The following is a 16,069-nucleotide window of genomic DNA, read 5'->3' as shown; positions in this document are numbered from 1 at the left end:
TTTTCACGGGCAAAAATACTTTTAACTGGGCTTTCTTCCGATAACGTGAATGGCGAAGATAAAGCCACCCAAGGAGCGTAAGTATGGGAGGGCCGTAATTAGGTGTCAAAGATGTGGTACTCACGAGGCAGTCATTAGGAAGTACGGGCTTTACCTATGCAGGAGGTGCTTCAGGGAGGTAGCACCGCAGCTAGGGTTTAGGAAGTACTACTAGGTATTCATTGGTTGTCATAATTACGTAGGGATTATAAGCACCAAAGTACCTAGTTAGTTATGGCTAGGATACCCGCAACACTTAGTTTGGACAAAATTATCGAAGTAGCCAAGGCACTGGCATCGCTGGACCTACGTAGGTCCGACGCCTTCGATTCAAGGTTTTACCCGCCTAAGGATGCGGATATAGAGGCCACGTACAATTACTTCCTGGCTATGGTGGCGATCGACCATAGGACGAATATTGGGGATCGGCAATTCACGAGGCGGGTTGGCGATGAGGTTTTCACGGGTTCTGACCTACTTTGGAGGTTGGGTATGGAGATGTTTAGTAGGGATAGTTCCTTCTTCAGTCCAGCCAGCCTAAGGAGGCTTGATCCCGCGGTGGTTAGGGATTGGCTCGTTGGTGATTATGGACCTGTTTGGGATTATGGTGTTAGGGCTTACCTGCTTAGGGATGTGGGTTCTTACGTGCTTAGGAATTATGGGACAACGATTAGGCTTTTCCATGTCTCGGGTGTTGAGGAGTTGATTGATAGGTTATCCGATATGGCAGCCTATGAGGACCCCGTAAGGAAGAAAGCGTACCTATTGATTAAGTTCCTGGTGCTACGTGGGTTACTAAAGGTTAAGCCGCAGGAAGTTAAGCTACCAATTGATAATCACCTTACGAGGGTTGCCTATAGGCTCGGCATCGTAAGGCTTGAGGATTGGGTTCTCGAGCTGATGAGACGTGATATGCACTTTAGTAGGGAGCTTGATGTTGAACTTAGGTTGCAGTCCGTGACGCCTGGGACGCGGTGATTAGGATTGGTAAGCTGGACCCAATAGCGTTGGATGACTTCCTATGGAAGTTTGGGAGGACTGTATGCATTAGGGACAAGCCGCAGTGCGACAAGTGCCCATTGAAGGGTGTCTGCAGTGCGTATGCAAGGGGGGGTTCGTTTATTAACGAGCACAATCACTACCTAACATATTATTACTAATTAATGACAATACTTAAATGAGAATAAGCCACTACTGAGTTAATGATTATCCGCGCAGTTACGTTGTTTTACCCCGTGGAGAATGGCAGGGTTAATGCTGATGAGCTTAGGCAGGAATTGGTTAAGCTACGTAATGTAATAAGCAACGTTAGTGGTAGGAGAGGGATTGAGATAAGGACCTGGAGGGTCACACTACCCTTCATTGAGCCGTCCTGGGACTTCGAGGAATTATCAACAACGATAAATAAGGTAAGCGCTGACCTTGGGTACATTCATGCATCGCTAAATATAGCCATGGAGTCAAGGTTCGAGCTAGAGAGGGTGGTTAATGCATTCATTGAGTCGGGGGGGAGTTACCTGAGTATTTGGGTTGGTGATTTCAAGGAATTGAATGAGTACAACACCGAGTTATTTACAAACGTGCTTAAGAAACTTGTGGAGCTAAATCAATGGGCCTTGTCCAGGAGGATCGCCGCATTAATCGGCGACGCAATACTCACGCCATACTACCCAGACTCAATAAACCTCGGCAATAACCATGGCATAGCCCTATCGATACTATACCCAAGCGAGTTAAGTAATGAGCGTAATCTACGTAATGACCTTACCAGGGTATTTAAGACCGCCGAGGACATTGGTAGGGAGATTGCAAGTGAATTGGGCATTGATTACCTGGGGGGGATCGACGTCTCACTATCACCCTGGGGGGGTGAGGAGTCCGTTGTCGATGCCATTGAGAGGATTTATGGGATTAGGTTCGGTGGACCTGGCACGTTAAGTGCCATTTATAAATTGAACAAGGCCATTTGGGAAGCATCCAATCAATTTAGGGTGACTGGATTTAACGAGGTAATGCTGCCGCTTGCTGAGGATGAGCAATTGAAGGCGAGGGCTAGGGAAGGCTTAGTCATATTCTCCAAGCTTGTTAAGTACACGATGACCTGCGTAGCCGGTGTTGATATGGTACCAATACCAAGCAGCCAATTATCGCTCATTAAGGCTTAATCAATGATTTACATACGATAGTTGGTATTAAGCGCAGGTCGATTGGGCTTAGGTTAATCCCATACCCAGGCAGTGAGGCTGAGGTCGACCTTGGGGACTTCGGTAAGACGCCAGTACTTGACATGGTGAGGTGACCTTCACGCCAATACACCTAAGGGTTAATCCTGGGGGGGATATTGCCGAGAGGGTGGTAATAGTTGGTGACCCAGAGAGGGCGAGACAATTAAGTGAGTTACTCGTTGGTGCGAGGCTCGTTAATGAGAATAGGGGGGGGTTAATAACGTACACAGGCAAGTACAATGGTGTTGACATCACTGTGGCGACCCATGGAATCGGAGCTCCATCGGCCGCCATAGTGATTGAGGAGTTGATAAGCATGGGTGCCAGGTTCATTGTTCGCCTTGGAACCGCAGGGGGGGCGCTTAGGAGGGAGATAGGCATTGGCGATGTGGTTGTACCCACGGGCTCCGCATACAACTACGGAGGAATATACACGCAGTACCTGGGCAGTTTCATAGCTACCCAGCAATACCTGATTACCACCTAATGAGTGAGTTGGTGAGGAGTCTCGAATCGACGGGTGTGAGGATCTGGACTGGTCCGGTATACAGTAGCGATGCGTTCTATGCGGAGGAGGATTTAGTCAACGTACTTGGTTCGAGGGGTTTCCTGGGCGTTGAGATGGAGACCGCAATACTATTTCTCCTAGGTCTCATTAGGAACGTGAAGACAGCAGCGGTGCTTATAGTGAGTAATAACCTGACCGAGGGTAGGGCAGGCAGGTTCCTAACGGCAAGTGAGTTGAGAGATACCGTGCTCAGGATCGGTAGGGCGGTGCTAAACGCGTTAATTATGACCAAGGATTAAGCACCGTATTGTAATACTGAGTGAGTCTCGGCTTGAAGTCCAGGAACTCCTTAACGATCCTAGTCTCAAAGTCAATCCTCCTTTCGGGATCTACCCAGGATCAAGATGCCCTTGCTCATAACCTCGTACGCCAGCAACAACGGTGCCCTATTGAGATGTACAAGGTCAATCTTCAATCCTAGTGAGTCCTCCAGGTCCATTGCCACGCCCATGAGTTCCTTCCAACTCAATTCCTCGCTAGTGAATATGGCAATATCCACGTCACTTCCTGGGAACGCCCTACCAATTACCCATGAACCAAATACGTAGGCGAATAACACAGAGCTAGATCTCTCCAATACCTGCTTAGCCCTATTGATTATTATGTTAATAAATCCTCTATCGCTGGTAATAGATTGATTATTATCGGGATCTATTGACCTATTCCTAACGAAATTACTAATCTCATTAATTACCCTATCTAACTCATCAACCTCACTTAAAGCCTCAATTAATATCTCGGGATCTCTCACGGCATAGCCGTGGACAAGCACATTCCTAAAGCCAATCCATAACTCAAACAACTTACCAGTTTCATAACTAAGGACATTGGCGCTCACCAATATTCTTGCAACATCCCTATACCTCTCGGGTTTACTAAGATTGAGAATTGAGCACAACCTCATACCCACATCAATGAGGGATTCAACGGCTAAGTGTAGGTAACGCTCAACGGCACCCCCCCTAAGCACCAAATCCCTACTTAAATCATCAACAGTCCTCACTCTATCCCTAATCGACCTTAGAATATTTACATAACTCCTAGCCATTGCTAATTTATCATTAATTATCACACTACCACGCCAAAATTGTATACTCCCATACCCAACTAAAAACCTTGCACATACAACCTGCAAGGACTTAATGAAGATGCGTCAGCGCGCAGGTCTTGGGTCCTCACCCATCAGATCCGTCCCCCCCGCTTAACATCACCTACTATTTATGATCACTAAAACCTAGTTAATAATTTTTAATTACGTAACTTAATGCATGCTTAAGTGCTATGCATTTAAAATGGTGCTACTAACGATCTTACCCGACATATACCTCATGAGTAATGTTGCTGGTGTTGAATAACCATTAATTAAAGCTTAACTAATTCCAATATGCTGATCTTAAATCGTTACTTTAATTAATAAAGCTATGGTGTCACTTAAGTCACTTAAATTTATAGTTCACGTATATGTGATACTATTAGGATATCTCGTGACTATTTTACTTAGGTTAAGTGTTAACTTATGTGCACCCCCTCTCAATTAGATATGTCGTATTGAAAAGTATATTATGGTTTAAATAATTTTAGGTAATTATGGATGTTTTTATAATAAATTTTTATATTTTTATTTATGATTGAGCTTTTATTCGTGATGTGTATGTAATTGAATTTTCTTTTTCTTTAAATAGAGTTTAGCCCATGTATCTGTTATATATGCCATTAGGAACCATAAAGCTACTGAAAGAGGCATTGTGTAGAGCGATGCCAATGCAAGTTGTAGATTCTGCATGATTGTATTAAAGTTGAAGGAATTTATTTCAAGCATACCTCTCATTATCGCATTTATATTATTGTAAGCCGCAGTTATGCCTAAGTATGTCCCTTGAAATGTTACGCTAAATAGCGATACTAAAAATATCGGTGCCGTATAGATGAGAGAGTCTTTGAAATTGCTCACAACATCGTGAAATAAATATGGAATTAATATCAATGTTATTACCGAATAAATGATAGTAAAGGCAATAGTGAGCGATAATACTTGCGGTGATGATGTAAATAACCCAATAATAGATAGCATTGGGTTTAGAAAGAGAGTGATCACGACGGCGTAGATGCATTTAATTAGAAGTTTCTTGTTCATAATACCCACCATGAGTAAGAAATCATGTTTTAAATTATTATGCATTTACGCATTATGTTCACCGTATTAACCCACTGATAAATATGCACAGCCTGGTGAGCCAAGATTCATCCCGAATGTTGGTCCTGCATAGACGCATCCCTCATACGTATATGATGCATTAGGTGTCCAGTAACCACTTATTGATGCTGCTATAACGCCGATAGGAATTACTGGATTCCAATAATTCAATTCGCCAGTGCCCCCAATACCATGCATACTGCCCATTATAGTAAATGTAATTTAAAGTCACGCTTTCAGTTTTAGTACCCATATTCTACGGGTAATGTTACAGTACCATATGGTGCTGGGTTAATTGGTGGTCCGTATGGATCGTATATATAAACTTCAAAATAATACTGGGCAAAACCAAGTGTATAGTCATATTCGCACGTACCATCAAACGCTACGGTAGCGCCTGGCGGTGCTGATGGAGATGACCAACTCCATCCACATTGGTACGCAATAGTTGTTTGCGATTTGTTTCCTCCTGGTTGCATTGCGAGCACGATTGTTATTGTTAGTGGGTTTATTAGTTGATATATGTGTATACCTACGAGCCATGCCGTGACTATTAGTAGAGCAATTGCACCATAGGTGTAGAGCCTATCCTTTAACTGGGCTGGGTCTATCCTGAGCCAGTCTATGCCGGTCATACTAAGTATGGCGCGTAGCTGGACTTTTTTAGCTCGGGTGTTCACTTAAAATGCTTCGTTGGTTACATTAATTGCTTTACGTTGGTTGTTCATGGGCTTATTTTTAAATGGCTTCTACCTGATTAATCCGTGAGCTTAATGGACGGCATTGACGTGCTTAACCTATTGATTAATGTTAATCCCGTGGAGTTGGAGAGGGATTTCGACTCCAGGGTAGTTACTAATGTTGTTAAGCCGCCAATAGTCGTTAGGCTTGATGGGGGGGCTGGCTTTGGCAAGGCGCTTAAGGACTTTAACTGGCCCAGGGATGAGAGGGTCCATAGGGCATTGATTAAGGCTGCCGTTGAATTAATGAGGGCCTTCTCCGGCGAGTACGCACTCGTGATTAGCGATGAGATTAATGTCTTCCTCCTTAGTTATGTGCCGTTTAATGGGCGTGAGTACAAGCTAATCAGTTCAATGGCTGGCCTTGCATCAGCCGTGATTAGTAACGCCCTCGGTAGAGTCCTCTACTTTGACGCCAGGGTTATTCCACTTAATGATAATTGCCGTGACGTTGCCAAGTACATGCTTTACCGCGTTAGGGTTGGCTTCAATAATTACCACGTTGAGATAGCCCAAAGGAGTAGGGTGGTCCCGCCAGAGAGTACTCCGCATATAGGTGACGTAATAAAGGCCTTGGGTGGTCCAAGGCTTACCTGGGAATCCCTTGGTACATGCCTGGTTAGGGCTAGAGTTGAGCTTGAGGGCATTGACAGGAGGAGTGGTGAAAGGGTTAAGTATGTTAGGAAGAGGATTGTTGAGAGGAACCCAATCGATGTCATTAACGAACTTAGCAGGTGCAGTCCTAATGTTCGATAAACTTGTTAATAATATTTAATAACTAGATAATTGTGAAATTAAGCATATGGTTAGTACCCACGGGAAGCTCAGGGAATTGGTGGGTGACTTATGGAATAAATATACTAGGCATGAATTCGTTGAGAGACTAAGGAATGGCTCATTACCAATGGACGTCTTTAGGTATTACCTAATTCAGGATACGAAGTACGTGAGGGAAATGCAGAAGGCCGTGATTGAGGCTGCGAGCAAGGCCCCACTTAATGAGGCCATCGACGTGTTAACGGCTGTATTCAGCAATGTGGAGAGGGGGGGTGCGGAGGTTCATGAGAGGTTATTCCGTGACTTATCAATAACAGAGGAGGAAGTTAATAATACAGGGTTCAACCTGGTTAATTACGCATACATTAGGCATCTACACTACTACGCCTCATTGGGTTGGCCCCAGTTCCTCGCGGCATGGGCGCCATGCATGGGGGGGGTTACCACGAGATTGGTAAGTATGTTGTTGGTACTGGCAACGCCATATTCAATGCATGGGCCGAGTTCTACGTATCGAGCGATTACTGGTCTAGGGTTGAGATCATCCTAAGGACGCTGGATAAGTATGAGATAACACCTGATATGGAGAGGGCATTTAAGGACAGCGTTAATTTCGAGATAATGTTCTGGGAAGCCTCGCTCAGGAAGGACCCAACAATACTTTACTAAATGCCCACGTCACGGGGCATAATCAATTACGTGCTTCATATATTGATTAACACCTAACGACTTCACTAATACATCATCAGCCGTGTACATGACTGTGTTAAGTCTCATGGCTAGGTCCACGTATATGGCATCGTATATCGAAATGCCGTACTTAATAGATAACTCGCTCGCGCTAATTACTGAGCCCCACGTAACATCGTAAACACGCAATAAACTATTACTCAATAAGTCCAGGGCTCTCCTCATATAATCCTCACTTATTAATTTACGTAGATAATACTTCCTCAGGGCGCTGGCTACTTCGGCGATGGCTATTGATGGTATAGCGACTGTGATGCGACCATTAAGATGGTCAATACGTATCCTCTCGGCATAGTCACTGTAATCCTCCTTAATAACCCACTTAACTATAACGCTTGCATCACATACGATCTGCCTACCTGGCATTCCTATCCTCCCTAATGAATTCTACGGCAAGGTTACCCCTTATCAGCGGTGAATCCCTCAAAAGCTCCTCATACCTAGCCTCAAGCCTCTTCGCCAATTCCTCACGAACCCTCCTCTCAAGGAATTCCCTAATCTCCCTCGAGTAGTCAATACCAAGCCTATCCAACTCCTCCTTCAACCACCTGGGTATCCTAACAGACAGTACTACACTCATTGTAAACTATTAATCGAATACAATTATAAGGCTTACTGTAAATAAATACTGCAGATATATTCATTATTCAAAAACGCCCTAAAAATAAGGCTTAAATTAAGGCTTGAGGCCAATTTAATTAGTATGGACCTAAGTGAGTTAATGAGCCTACTCCTCAGTAAGGGTGTGGACTACGTTATTGCCCAATTACCCAATTGGATTAGTAGGAAGGAAGTCTCGAGGGAGGATGCAGAGTTAGTACTCATGTACGCAATGATGAATAGGCTCGATGAATTGAGCAAGAAAATTGATGGACTAGGTAATAAGGTTGATGGATTGGGCAATAAGATAGATGAGTTGGGTAAGAAAATTGACGTCAGATTTGACGAATTAGGTAGAAAGATCGATGACCTACGTAAGGAGGTTGTCGACAGACTCGACTTCATAAGTAATCAGTTGAGGGTTCTGAACTCAAACATAGCTGTGACGTACGAATTAACGTCGAAGGTAATGACCAGGTTAATGGAGAGTAGTATTGCACCTGCACGTACATAATGCGTAAGACGAGTATTAACCACCGCAGAGCTGGTTCGTGTATTGGTTCTTAAAGCCCATTACCTGACTCCGGAGCTTAGGAAACTGCTGGGTGTTTTGTGCTGGTTATTTGTTGTTATTTTTGGGTGTGGGTTTCGTGGTTATTGCGTAGGCTGTGTGGTTGGGTAGGGATAAGCTCGCTGGTGAGGTTTGTTCGTTGAAGTTATTGTTGTAAAGGGTATGCCACGCACAGAGACATGGTCCAGATCAATGTTCACCAAACGCCCCCCCACTGAAACGTGAAAACCCTACCAATGCATCAAATCCAAACAAAGCAACTAACACGAACATTGACTAAATAATTTATTGTTAATACAATACTAGTCCATGAACCTGTTGAAAATGGTGCACTCTGCATATTCAGTAAAGCGATCAACGTTAGTATTAGGACCATGCCGATGGCAACGAGTACCGCGGTTAAGTCCTTAATGCTTATATCAACTCGTAATTCATGGTTAAACTTGGTATAAGTTGTTTCTTCATGACTATATCCTTACTAACGTTTTTACTGCTGATCGTGACTTAATTTTATTAAGAATAATGTTTATTAAGGGGGGGAATTGAAACTTAATAACCACGATGAGTGAGGGGGGGTTGAGTGAAACAGTAACGATAATAATACTCGTGGCCGTAGCAATAACATTAACCATAGCAATAGCAGTTTGGGTGTTTGGGATCGCCGGCAATGCATCAAGGTCATTTGGCGTTAGGGTAATGATTGAGGGCCCAAGTATGTCACAGGATAACGCGACATTTATAATCATTAATTCAGGCACGGAGTACGTAGAACTGGCATACATCATAATCAACAATGTCGACTTCGTGTCAAGCAATAGATGCGCCATACCGCCTGGGAGCTCGGCATTATTAACCATAATTAGTAATGGGACGCATTACGTAGGCGCGGCGTTGAGGGTTGGAAACTGCACCGTGAATTATAACGGCGATTCGAGGATCTACGGTATAAACACAGCAGAGGCGGTGTTCACAAACGGTCAGCAGGTTCTTTACGAAACCCTGAACCTACAGGGTCAATGAGATTCATCAGGCCCTTAACTGTGATATTAGGACGCCGGTGAGTGTTATTGCCGAGCCTATTACCTCCATCTCCGTGGGGGCCTTACCAAGTATTAATAGGGCGAATAAATATGCAGATGCAGGTACGAGTATTGAAATTGAACTAGCGGTCATGGGACCAAGGTCCTTAACACCCAAGAACCACAGTAGAAACCCCGCTACCTGAGCCACTAGGGCCACGAGTATTCCCCCACGCTACGGCATCCAGTGATAATGCCATGTATGGATTAATGAGCAACGTTGGTGAGGCTATTAATGCTGAGATCACCGCCATTGACGCATTCAACCTAATGAGATTCTCCTTAGCGAGGTTTCTCCTGTAGTAATGGGTGCCTAAAGCCCATATGAAGCCACCGAGGATTGCAATTGCATCACCAATATCGAAATTATAGACACCAACGGCTATTAATAAACCGATGAACGCTAGTATGATGCCGATTACCTGCAGCATTGTTGGTCTCTCGCCATATAGTATTATTGATAGTATTAGCACAAAAATTGGCTGCGTATAAACAAGCACCGAGACCAGGGCTGGGTTCAGGCTATACTCAATGGCTAGGTTCAGAAAGACCACGAATAAAGCTCCATTGAGTAATGCGTTGATTACGTACTTACGACTTATCGTTAACCCCCCCTGCCAATTAGGAGTAGTACTAATCCACCAAAGCCGAACCTATACATCGTGAGTACGAAGGGCGACATGTAGTGCATTGCCACCTTGGAAATAGAGTATGAGGAACCCCACACAATTAAAACGCCAATCATTGCCAAGTACCCGCGTAGTTTACTGTCCATAACTCAATCACGGGGGGGATAGCGTGGATTATTAAAGGATTACTTAGCGGTTCAATAAAAGGCGGGGGGGATTCACGGTTCATAAGGTATTTAAAATACGTAGTGAGGATATGGTAGTATGGGCATAGACGCAAAGACTCTTGATAGGCTTGTTTGGTTTTATGTTGGTTTTGTTGTCGTGAATTTTGCGTCATTGCTATGGCTTTTCATAACTAGCTACCTAACCATATACACGGACATACCGCTGCCATACTTCATGCTCTACATACCCAGCAACATAGCCATACTGGCCCTTATAACCCTGGCATTAATACTGGGCCTATACACTTACCTGGGTATTGTACTCATACGCGGCGGCCTTGAGAGGGGGGTTACGTGCCTACGGCTTTTGTGGCCGCAATCATCATCGGCATAGTCCTACTATTCACCAGGCAGTTTATGGCCTCAGCGACCTTCCTAATAATTGCCCTGGTGCTCATGGTCGGCGTATACGCAGTGCTAATGAGCATTGCGACGCATAGGGCATCGAGGTACATGTGGTTAGCAAGTGCCTTGCTCATCATAGTGGCCGTGATATTGGCATTTGTAAATAGGTCGGTCGTAAACTACGTGGGGGGGCTACAATACAGTCACTGTCAATACTCGCCTGCGCAATTGAGGTGTGGTCAATAATGGGTAGGTCAAGCCAAGGGCAGGGATCCTAATGCTCACCGTGGAGGTAATAGTCGTTGGACCCCCCCTTGAAACCAACTGCTACCTTATATGCAACGGTGATTCTTGCGTGATAATTGACCCTGGGGATGAGGCTGAGACCATACTAAATGCCCTAGGCAGTAGGAGGGCCTTAGCCGTAGTTGCAACGCACCTACACTTTGATCATGTGGGTGCGGTTAAGGAATTAACCGAGCACTTAGGCGTTCCGTTCGTGGTGCATAAGCTTGATTGGGAATTGAAGGAGGTATTTAATGAATTAGCCTCAAGGTGGGGGGGATTCACAAAGCCAGAACTGCCGGAGCCCGTGTTCATTGATGAGGGGGGGTCACAATTACCGCTTAACTTAAGGGTTATGCACACTCCAGGCATACGCCGGGCTCAATATCGATAATTGGCGATGGCTTCGTAATCACGGGAGACACACTCTTCGCTGGTAGCTCGGTAGGACAGACCTACCTGGAGGTGACATGGATAGGCTCAGGGATTCCGTGTGCAGGCTATACAGGGAACTACCCAACAACTTCATTGTCTATCCAGGCCATGGGCCATCAACCACGATTGGTGAGGAGAAGATCAGCAACGTAGTAATTCCAATGGAGGCTTGCCCGAATGAGGCAGGGTGCATTAGTTATGAAAAGCCGAAGTAAAAAAGCCCATGATTAGGGTAACCACTATGCCCAGGCAGGTAGGCAGGGCACGCATAATCGCCTTGGCAATACTATCAATAGCGTTCCTCTCAATAGCCCTGGCAGTCCTAGCCCAAACACAGGCCCAGCCGAAGCCATTCATGACAATCACGGGCGAGGGATCACGCATAGATTACTACAACGTGAGTAGCACCACAGCACCAACACTGGTAATGCGTGTATACCTAAATAACACGCCCGTACCAGTGATGGTGGGTCTATCCGCATTAACGAAGATGTATACCATGGGCTATTACTACGGAATAGACATGGTAAGTATAAACCTACTCCTTAATTATAGAAACCACATGGGCGTCGAATATTACTGGACAATGAATATCGTAATTAATGGTAGTGGTTACTACCTGAATTACCTGCCCTATTTATATTTCATGGCCCAGCGCTACTGTGCGCTATGGTTGGGCGCTGCTGAGTAATTCCTTAACCTTACCTATTGTCTCATTAATGTTTGTTACTGAACCCTGGTCTAGGACTAGCCATAGTTCCCTCACTGTCAGTAGTTTATCTGATAACCGCATTACAGCACTCGTCACTAACTGACCTGTCCAATGACCTATCCTCACTGCATCCTGAACCTCAGGTAACCCCCCCTCCCTAATTGCCAATGCCTTAACTGCGTAGTTAAATGCCCTCCTTAAATTATCAACTGGATAAGTGCTAGTCTTCGCAATATTTAATTCGTGCTCCGCACTGAGTATTAGCGCGTCTACGTCGTTGAGATTGGAGACCCTATTCGGTGCGAGCGTTGTTAGGTAATATAGGTAGGCGATGACTGGCGCATATATAATCAGGCCTAGGCCTATGCCCATTATACTCACGAGATTTAAAATAATGCTATTATCAGTAAGGCTATTGCTGCGCTGAGATATCTTACGGTTGGGCTGTAAGCGAGTAATAACCTATAGACATTGGGTAAACGTAAATACTTTAAGTATGTATGTAATCTCTAGATTGGGCCTGATGCTTGATAAATCGGTGATTGGTAGATTGAGGATGTTTTCATGGGGTAGCTACGGTATTTACTATGCGGTTCTCTTTGGTTCCATAGTTAGGAGGGGTTTTGGTGAGGACGTTGATATTGCGGTGGAGTTCATGGGAGGCTTTGACCTAGGTAGGTATTCACGGTTACTCTTTGACCTGTTTGATTACCTGGGTACGGATAAGGTGGATCTAGTGCCCATTGGTGATGGTACTGATTGTTACCTGGTTCATGAGGTTTTTAGTGATGGTGTGATACTGTACATGGCTGGTGATGATGCTTGGCTGAGGATGCATAGGAGGGTCTCTATTTGTGAGGACTTCTTAATTGATGCCAGGAAGTTGGACCTAGTGGTTAATGCGGGTAAGGCGTTGGTGATGAGATAGCGATCCTAAATAAGTTGCTTAGTATTATTGAGGATATGACTAGGAAGCTCGATGAATTAGTTGACCGTGGCTATGACCTAAACAATTGGCGAGACCAACTGGCGTCAATACACGCACTCCAGGTTCAGGCCCAGGCCTTCATTGACCTGTGCCAGCGATTATGATCAAACATGGGCATTGCAGTCGAAGGCTACTCAGGAATTGCCAAGAAGCTAAGGGAGAAGGGCTTAATGACGGGTGAGGAAGAGGCCCTAGTTAAGTCGCTAGTGGGCTTTAGGAACGTGGTGGTTCACGGTTACGCCAACTTAGACTCGACGTGGTCAATAAGGTACTCAAGTCGAGGGATTATAGGAGAGTCCTCGAACTAGCCCTGGCACTTAGAGATATGGCTAGGCAGTACTGGGACCCTTAACCTCAGAGTATTGCATTTAAGGTATTGCCAAATCACTGATTAATGCGTTGGTGGGAACTCACCTGGCCTGAGTTCGAGAAGGTGGATAAAACAGTGGCCTTACTACCGACGGGTATTGTCGAGGCCCACGGACCGCACTTACCACTGGGCACTGACGCGTTAATGGCTACCTACATAGCCGAGGAAGCCGCCAAGAGGGCCAACGCACTCCTATTGCCCACTGTTTGGTATGGGAATACGTACGTACTCGATAAGTTCCCCCCCGGCACAATATCCATAAGCAATGAGACACTCTACATGCTTTATAGGGATATATTCAGGGAAGTTGCCAGAAACGGCATTAAGTACCTAGTCGTCATTAACGGGCATGGAGGAAACACGGACGCCCTAAGCATGGCAGCTAAGGACGCGGCCAAGGAGACGAACCTAGTCATAATAATCATAAACTGGTGGATAGACCTGGCCAAGGAAGCCAGGAAAAGGGTTTTGGAAACGCCGGAAGGCCATGCTGCCGAGGATGAGACAAGTGAGGTCTGGGCAGCGTACCCAGACCTGGTCAAGTGGATACCCAGGGATGGCTCGGCTGATGAGTGGGTTGAGGTGAGGTTTAGGGTGTATGGGAAGGAGGCCTATGCAATGGAGTATACGAAGGCTGTGCAGGGATACCCATCAAGGGCGAGCCAGGAAAAGGGCAGGACAATACTGGAGGCGGCGATAAGCGAGGTCGTTCAATTGATAAATGATCTAAGGAATGGGAAACTACCGATAACAAAGGTTAAGTGAAGGTAACTTACGAATAGTATAGATTGCCTTTAAACCAATCATCCCGACCGTGAAATGAATACCAGCTTTTAGTTAGTAAGCCATAACCTCTTATCCACAGATTTTTCTTTCTTTGGGTATTAAGATGAGTGAAACGGGCAGGTAGGGTTACCTTCACGGTTTAGCACCTACAAGCCATTGATTAATTTATGTGAGGATTATGGGCCCAAGAATAAAGTGGATAATGGCAGCTGTGTTGGTTGTGGTGGCTTTGGTTGTTTCCTTCCTTGTTATTAAGTTTGTCCTTATTGGGCGTAGCCACGCGTCTGTTGGTGTAAGCTCTTCGAGGCATCTACCCGCACTTCCCGTTCCTCAGTTCATTTATTATGGTGGGTTAGCGTGTAATGGTGGTGTTGTAATTCCAGGCAACTCACTCATTGTGCTTGTTTATCATGTTCATGGAAACATGATTATCAATTACGTAAACATACCCATTGATGTACCACTCACAGTAATCAACTACTCACTGCCGGGGCCGTCACAGCCTGGCATGGTTATGGGTATGGGTGTTTACTTAAATGGCACCTTAATAGCCACGAGCACAGCCTCACCAACACTGACGATAGCCACAATCGTAAACACGACATACCCACTCGGCAATAAGACCCTAACCTTCTGGCAGTATGCCAGGGCTATGAATTGGTCAGTAGTGCACACAGGCTTTGTGGCTGAGTTCCCACCAATTAATGCCACGCCAAGCGACGTGATAGAGGTCGCCATATACTCATCAATACCATACATCCTACCATCATGCAACGTGGGCAGTGAGGGTGAGGAGGTTGGGTTAATGGTTAATAATGACTGGATTGGGTTTATACCACACGAACCGAATGCAACGCCAACCGCGGAGCAGCTCTACATGGAGGGTACGTACATAACCGAGGAGCCAATAATCTACATAGCCATGGCCCAGGGACTACCCAGGGTTATAAACATGAACAACCTAACAATATTCATGAAAAACACAGCACCAGACTACATAATATCACGCTACTGGTGATGGGCATGGCAACAAAAAACTCAAAAATGGCAATAATCACTCCCCCCCTAACACTTTTAGCAATATTAACGGTAGTTGTTTTCTCCGTGTCTCCTTGTCAATTCCCTTTGCGTTATGCCCTGATTTAAGTAGCTATGCTGTGGGCTGCATGGGGGCGTTTTTCACGCTTTAATAGTTTCATTGCTTACTTCAACTGTTCGTATCCTCAACGTAGTCTCCTTGTCCTTATGAATCAACTGTTTTGGTCTCTTCCTACTTATTGGATGAGGTTTAGGAGTGTTAGGGTTAGGGAGGACGTGTATGAACTGCCGGCCAGGGGCCAGGCTATCTGAGGTGAGCAACACGTCAATTAATGAGTTGATTCGCTAACTAATCACTGCGTATTTAACAATCAATGAGGTCAGAGTATTGCTCAGGCAGTGCCTCGATAAGACCAGCACCAATGCCAATGTAAGCCCTAGCATAGCCAAAACCGAGTCCATTAGAGACTCCATTAGGGAGCAATATAGGGAGTCGATTGGCGAATACTCAATGAGTTTCGAAGATAATCCATGTATCCAAATAACCAGGCCTGAGTCAGCGATGGTTAGCAATGAAAATCGAGAAGGACATTGAGGAATTATGTTATGTATTGCTAGAGATTGAGACTGTGATTGTCTGCCCATTTAATCGTGGCTCACACGAGTAGCGTCACAAAATAATGTTACGCGATATCGTGATAAGGTTAACAG

27 protein-coding genes and 2 pseudogenes are annotated in these 16,069 nt (G+C 45.1%); 20 read left to right on the top strand and 9 right to left on the bottom strand.

Going from position 1 to position 16,069, the window contains the following annotated elements:
- Positions 1–49: 49 nt before the first annotated feature.
- The 5 genes and pseudogenes from JCM11216_RS07945 (at position 50) to JCM11216_RS07930 (ending at position 3,071) form a co-directional block, all read left to right on the top strand.
- A complete protein-coding gene (locus JCM11216_RS07945; protein ID WP_013336226.1) occupies positions 50–214 on the top strand; it encodes a 30S ribosomal protein S14 in 165 nt (54 codons plus the stop codon).
- A 59-nt stretch (positions 215–273) separates the two neighbouring features.
- The gene (locus JCM11216_RS07940; RefSeq protein ID WP_243675748.1) at positions 274–1,017 is read left to right on the top strand and encodes an iron-sulfur cluster loop; all 744 of its coding nucleotides are present in this window, start codon (positions 274–276) and stop codon (positions 1,015–1,017) included.
- A complete protein-coding gene (locus JCM11216_RS17945; RefSeq protein WP_243675747.1) occupies positions 1,014–1,199 on the top strand; it encodes a hypothetical protein in 186 nt (61 codons plus the stop codon). The genes JCM11216_RS07940 and JCM11216_RS17945 overlap by 4 nt, the downstream gene beginning before the upstream one ends.
- Before the next feature lie 42 nt (positions 1,200–1,241).
- A complete protein-coding gene (locus tag JCM11216_RS07935) occupies positions 1,242–2,204 on the top strand; it encodes a DUF711 family protein (RefSeq protein WP_243675746.1) in 963 nt (320 codons plus the stop codon).
- A gap of 187 nt (positions 2,205–2,391) precedes the next feature.
- Positions 2,392–3,071, top strand: a pseudogene (locus JCM11216_RS07930) (purine-nucleoside phosphorylase).
- A 71-nt stretch (positions 3,072–3,142) separates the two neighbouring features.
- Here the strand turns inward: JCM11216_RS07930 and JCM11216_RS07925 are convergent.
- The 4 genes from JCM11216_RS07925 to JCM11216_RS07910 all read right to left on the bottom strand — a co-directional run bounded on the left by JCM11216_RS07925 (position 3,143) and on the right by JCM11216_RS07910 (position 5,661).
- Positions 3,143–3,904, bottom strand: a complete 762-nt coding sequence (locus JCM11216_RS07925; RefSeq protein WP_243675745.1) for a DUF86 domain-containing protein — start codon at positions 3,902–3,904, stop codon at positions 3,143–3,145.
- A gap of 564 nt (positions 3,905–4,468) precedes the next feature.
- On the bottom strand, positions 4,469–4,783 hold the full coding sequence (locus JCM11216_RS17940) for a hypothetical protein (RefSeq protein WP_243675744.1): 315 nt from the start codon (positions 4,781–4,783) through the stop codon (positions 4,469–4,471).
- A gap of 249 nt (positions 4,784–5,032) precedes the next feature.
- Positions 5,033–5,233 carry a hypothetical protein gene (locus JCM11216_RS07915; protein ID WP_243675743.1) on the bottom strand — a complete coding sequence of 67 codons (201 nt, stop codon included), beginning with the start codon at positions 5,231–5,233 and terminating at the stop codon, positions 5,033–5,035.
- A 35-nt stretch (positions 5,234–5,268) separates the two neighbouring features.
- Complete coding sequence (locus JCM11216_RS07910; RefSeq protein ID WP_054853858.1) at positions 5,269–5,661, bottom strand: hypothetical protein; 393 nt, start codon at positions 5,659–5,661, stop codon at positions 5,269–5,271.
- A 138-nt stretch (positions 5,662–5,799) separates the two neighbouring features.
- Between JCM11216_RS07910 and JCM11216_RS07905 the strand changes: the two genes are divergently transcribed.
- Both JCM11216_RS07905 and JCM11216_RS07900 read left to right on the top strand, forming a co-directional pair.
- The gene (locus tag JCM11216_RS07905; RefSeq protein WP_054853932.1) at positions 5,800–6,522 is read left to right on the top strand and encodes a tRNA(His) guanylyltransferase Thg1 family protein; all 723 of its coding nucleotides are present in this window, start codon (positions 5,800–5,802) and stop codon (positions 6,520–6,522) included.
- A gap of 46 nt (positions 6,523–6,568) precedes the next feature.
- Positions 6,569–7,093 (top strand): hypothetical protein, encoded by a 525-nt coding sequence (locus JCM11216_RS07900; protein ID WP_243675742.1) that lies wholly within the window; start codon positions 6,569–6,571, stop codon positions 7,091–7,093.
- A 128-nt stretch (positions 7,094–7,221) separates the two neighbouring features.
- On the opposite strand, the gene JCM11216_RS07895 is transcribed toward JCM11216_RS07900, so the two are convergent.
- Both JCM11216_RS07895 and JCM11216_RS07890 read right to left on the bottom strand, forming a co-directional pair.
- Positions 7,222–7,659 carry a type II toxin-antitoxin system VapC family toxin gene (locus JCM11216_RS07895; protein WP_054853857.1) on the bottom strand — a complete coding sequence of 146 codons (438 nt, stop codon included), beginning with the start codon at positions 7,657–7,659 and terminating at the stop codon, positions 7,222–7,224.
- On the bottom strand, positions 7,649–7,873 hold the full coding sequence (locus JCM11216_RS07890) for a hypothetical protein (RefSeq protein ID WP_054853856.1): 225 nt from the start codon (positions 7,871–7,873) through the stop codon (positions 7,649–7,651). The genes JCM11216_RS07895 and JCM11216_RS07890 overlap by 11 nt, the downstream gene beginning before the upstream one ends.
- A 123-nt stretch (positions 7,874–7,996) precedes the next feature.
- Between JCM11216_RS07890 and JCM11216_RS07885 the strand changes: the two genes are divergently transcribed.
- On the top strand, positions 7,997–8,407 hold the full coding sequence (locus JCM11216_RS07885) for a hypothetical protein (RefSeq protein ID WP_054853855.1): 411 nt from the start codon (positions 7,997–7,999) through the stop codon (positions 8,405–8,407).
- A 618-nt stretch (positions 8,408–9,025) separates the two neighbouring features.
- A complete protein-coding gene (locus JCM11216_RS07880; protein ID WP_054853854.1) occupies positions 9,026–9,484 on the top strand; it encodes a hypothetical protein in 459 nt (152 codons plus the stop codon).
- Between the two features lie 6 nt (positions 9,485–9,490).
- On the opposite strand, the gene JCM11216_RS17935 is transcribed toward JCM11216_RS07880, so the two are convergent.
- Positions 9,491–9,661 (bottom strand): hypothetical protein, encoded by a 171-nt coding sequence (locus JCM11216_RS17935; RefSeq protein ID WP_243675741.1) that lies wholly within the window; start codon positions 9,659–9,661, stop codon positions 9,491–9,493.
- Positions 9,651–10,288, bottom strand: a pseudogene (locus JCM11216_RS07875) (DMT family transporter). Before JCM11216_RS07875 ends, JCM11216_RS17935 begins: the two are co-directional and overlap by 11 nt.
- Before the next feature lie 148 nt (positions 10,289–10,436).
- Between JCM11216_RS07875 and JCM11216_RS17930 the strand changes: the two are divergent.
- The 5 genes from JCM11216_RS17930 to JCM11216_RS07860 all read left to right on the top strand — a co-directional run bounded on the left by JCM11216_RS17930 (position 10,437) and on the right by JCM11216_RS07860 (position 12,155).
- Positions 10,437–10,733: a hypothetical protein gene (locus tag JCM11216_RS17930; RefSeq protein ID WP_243675740.1), complete on the top strand. Its 297-nt coding sequence runs from the start codon at positions 10,437–10,439 to the stop codon at positions 10,731–10,733.
- Positions 10,694–10,990 carry a hypothetical protein gene (locus JCM11216_RS17925; RefSeq protein WP_243675739.1) on the top strand — a complete coding sequence of 99 codons (297 nt, stop codon included), beginning with the start codon at positions 10,694–10,696 and terminating at the stop codon, positions 10,988–10,990. Before JCM11216_RS17930 ends, JCM11216_RS17925 begins: the two co-directional genes overlap by 40 nt.
- 31 nt (positions 10,991–11,021) lie before the next feature.
- Entirely contained in the window at positions 11,022–11,423 is a 402-nt protein-coding gene (locus JCM11216_RS17920) for an MBL fold metallo-hydrolase (protein ID WP_243675738.1), read from the top strand.
- A gap of 76 nt (positions 11,424–11,499) precedes the next feature.
- Positions 11,500–11,679, top strand: a complete 180-nt coding sequence (locus JCM11216_RS17915) for a hypothetical protein (RefSeq protein ID WP_243675737.1) — start codon at positions 11,500–11,502, stop codon at positions 11,677–11,679.
- 8 nt (positions 11,680–11,687) lie between these two features.
- A complete protein-coding gene (locus JCM11216_RS07860; protein ID WP_054853853.1) occupies positions 11,688–12,155 on the top strand; it encodes a hypothetical protein in 468 nt (155 codons plus the stop codon).
- On the opposite strand, the gene JCM11216_RS07855 is transcribed toward JCM11216_RS07860, so the two are convergent.
- Positions 12,132–12,557, bottom strand: coding sequence for a hypothetical protein (locus JCM11216_RS07855; RefSeq protein ID WP_054853852.1), 426 nt, complete (start codon positions 12,555–12,557; stop codon positions 12,132–12,134). The genes JCM11216_RS07860 and JCM11216_RS07855 overlap by 24 nt on opposite strands.
- A 142-nt stretch (positions 12,558–12,699) precedes the next feature.
- On the opposite strand from JCM11216_RS07855, the gene JCM11216_RS07850 reads away from it, so the two are divergent.
- From JCM11216_RS07850 to JCM11216_RS17900, 6 genes are all read left to right on the top strand, one after another.
- Positions 12,700–13,104, top strand: a complete 405-nt coding sequence (locus tag JCM11216_RS07850; protein ID WP_054853851.1) for a hypothetical protein — start codon at positions 12,700–12,702, stop codon at positions 13,102–13,104.
- A 14-nt stretch (positions 13,105–13,118) separates the two neighbouring features.
- On the top strand, positions 13,119–13,268 hold the full coding sequence (locus tag JCM11216_RS17910) for a hypothetical protein (protein ID WP_243675736.1): 150 nt from the start codon (positions 13,119–13,121) through the stop codon (positions 13,266–13,268).
- Positions 13,269–13,274: 6 nt separating this feature from the next.
- On the top strand, positions 13,275–13,472 hold the full coding sequence (locus JCM11216_RS17905; RefSeq protein ID WP_243675735.1) for a DUF86 domain-containing protein: 198 nt from the start codon (positions 13,275–13,277) through the stop codon (positions 13,470–13,472).
- Between the two features lie 86 nt (positions 13,473–13,558).
- The gene (locus JCM11216_RS07840; protein WP_054853850.1) at positions 13,559–14,299 is read left to right on the top strand and encodes a creatininase family protein; all 741 of its coding nucleotides are present in this window, start codon (positions 13,559–13,561) and stop codon (positions 14,297–14,299) included.
- A 199-nt stretch (positions 14,300–14,498) separates the two neighbouring features.
- Positions 14,499–15,338 (top strand): hypothetical protein, encoded by an 840-nt coding sequence (locus tag JCM11216_RS07835; protein ID WP_243675734.1) that lies wholly within the window; start codon positions 14,499–14,501, stop codon positions 15,336–15,338.
- A 408-nt stretch (positions 15,339–15,746) separates the two neighbouring features.
- Positions 15,747–15,953 (top strand): hypothetical protein, encoded by a 207-nt coding sequence (locus tag JCM11216_RS17900; RefSeq protein WP_243675733.1) that lies wholly within the window; start codon positions 15,747–15,749, stop codon positions 15,951–15,953.
- Positions 15,954–16,069 lie beyond the last annotated feature (116 nt).

Origin of the sequence: Vulcanisaeta distributa JCM 11216, from assembly GCF_001315985.1 — an archaeon.
Taxonomy (GTDB): Archaea; Thermoproteota; Thermoprotei; order Thermoproteales; family Thermocladiaceae; genus Vulcanisaeta; species Vulcanisaeta distributa_E.
Note: the sequence above shows the minus strand (reverse complement) of the source record. Positions and strands in the feature narration are given on the sequence as shown.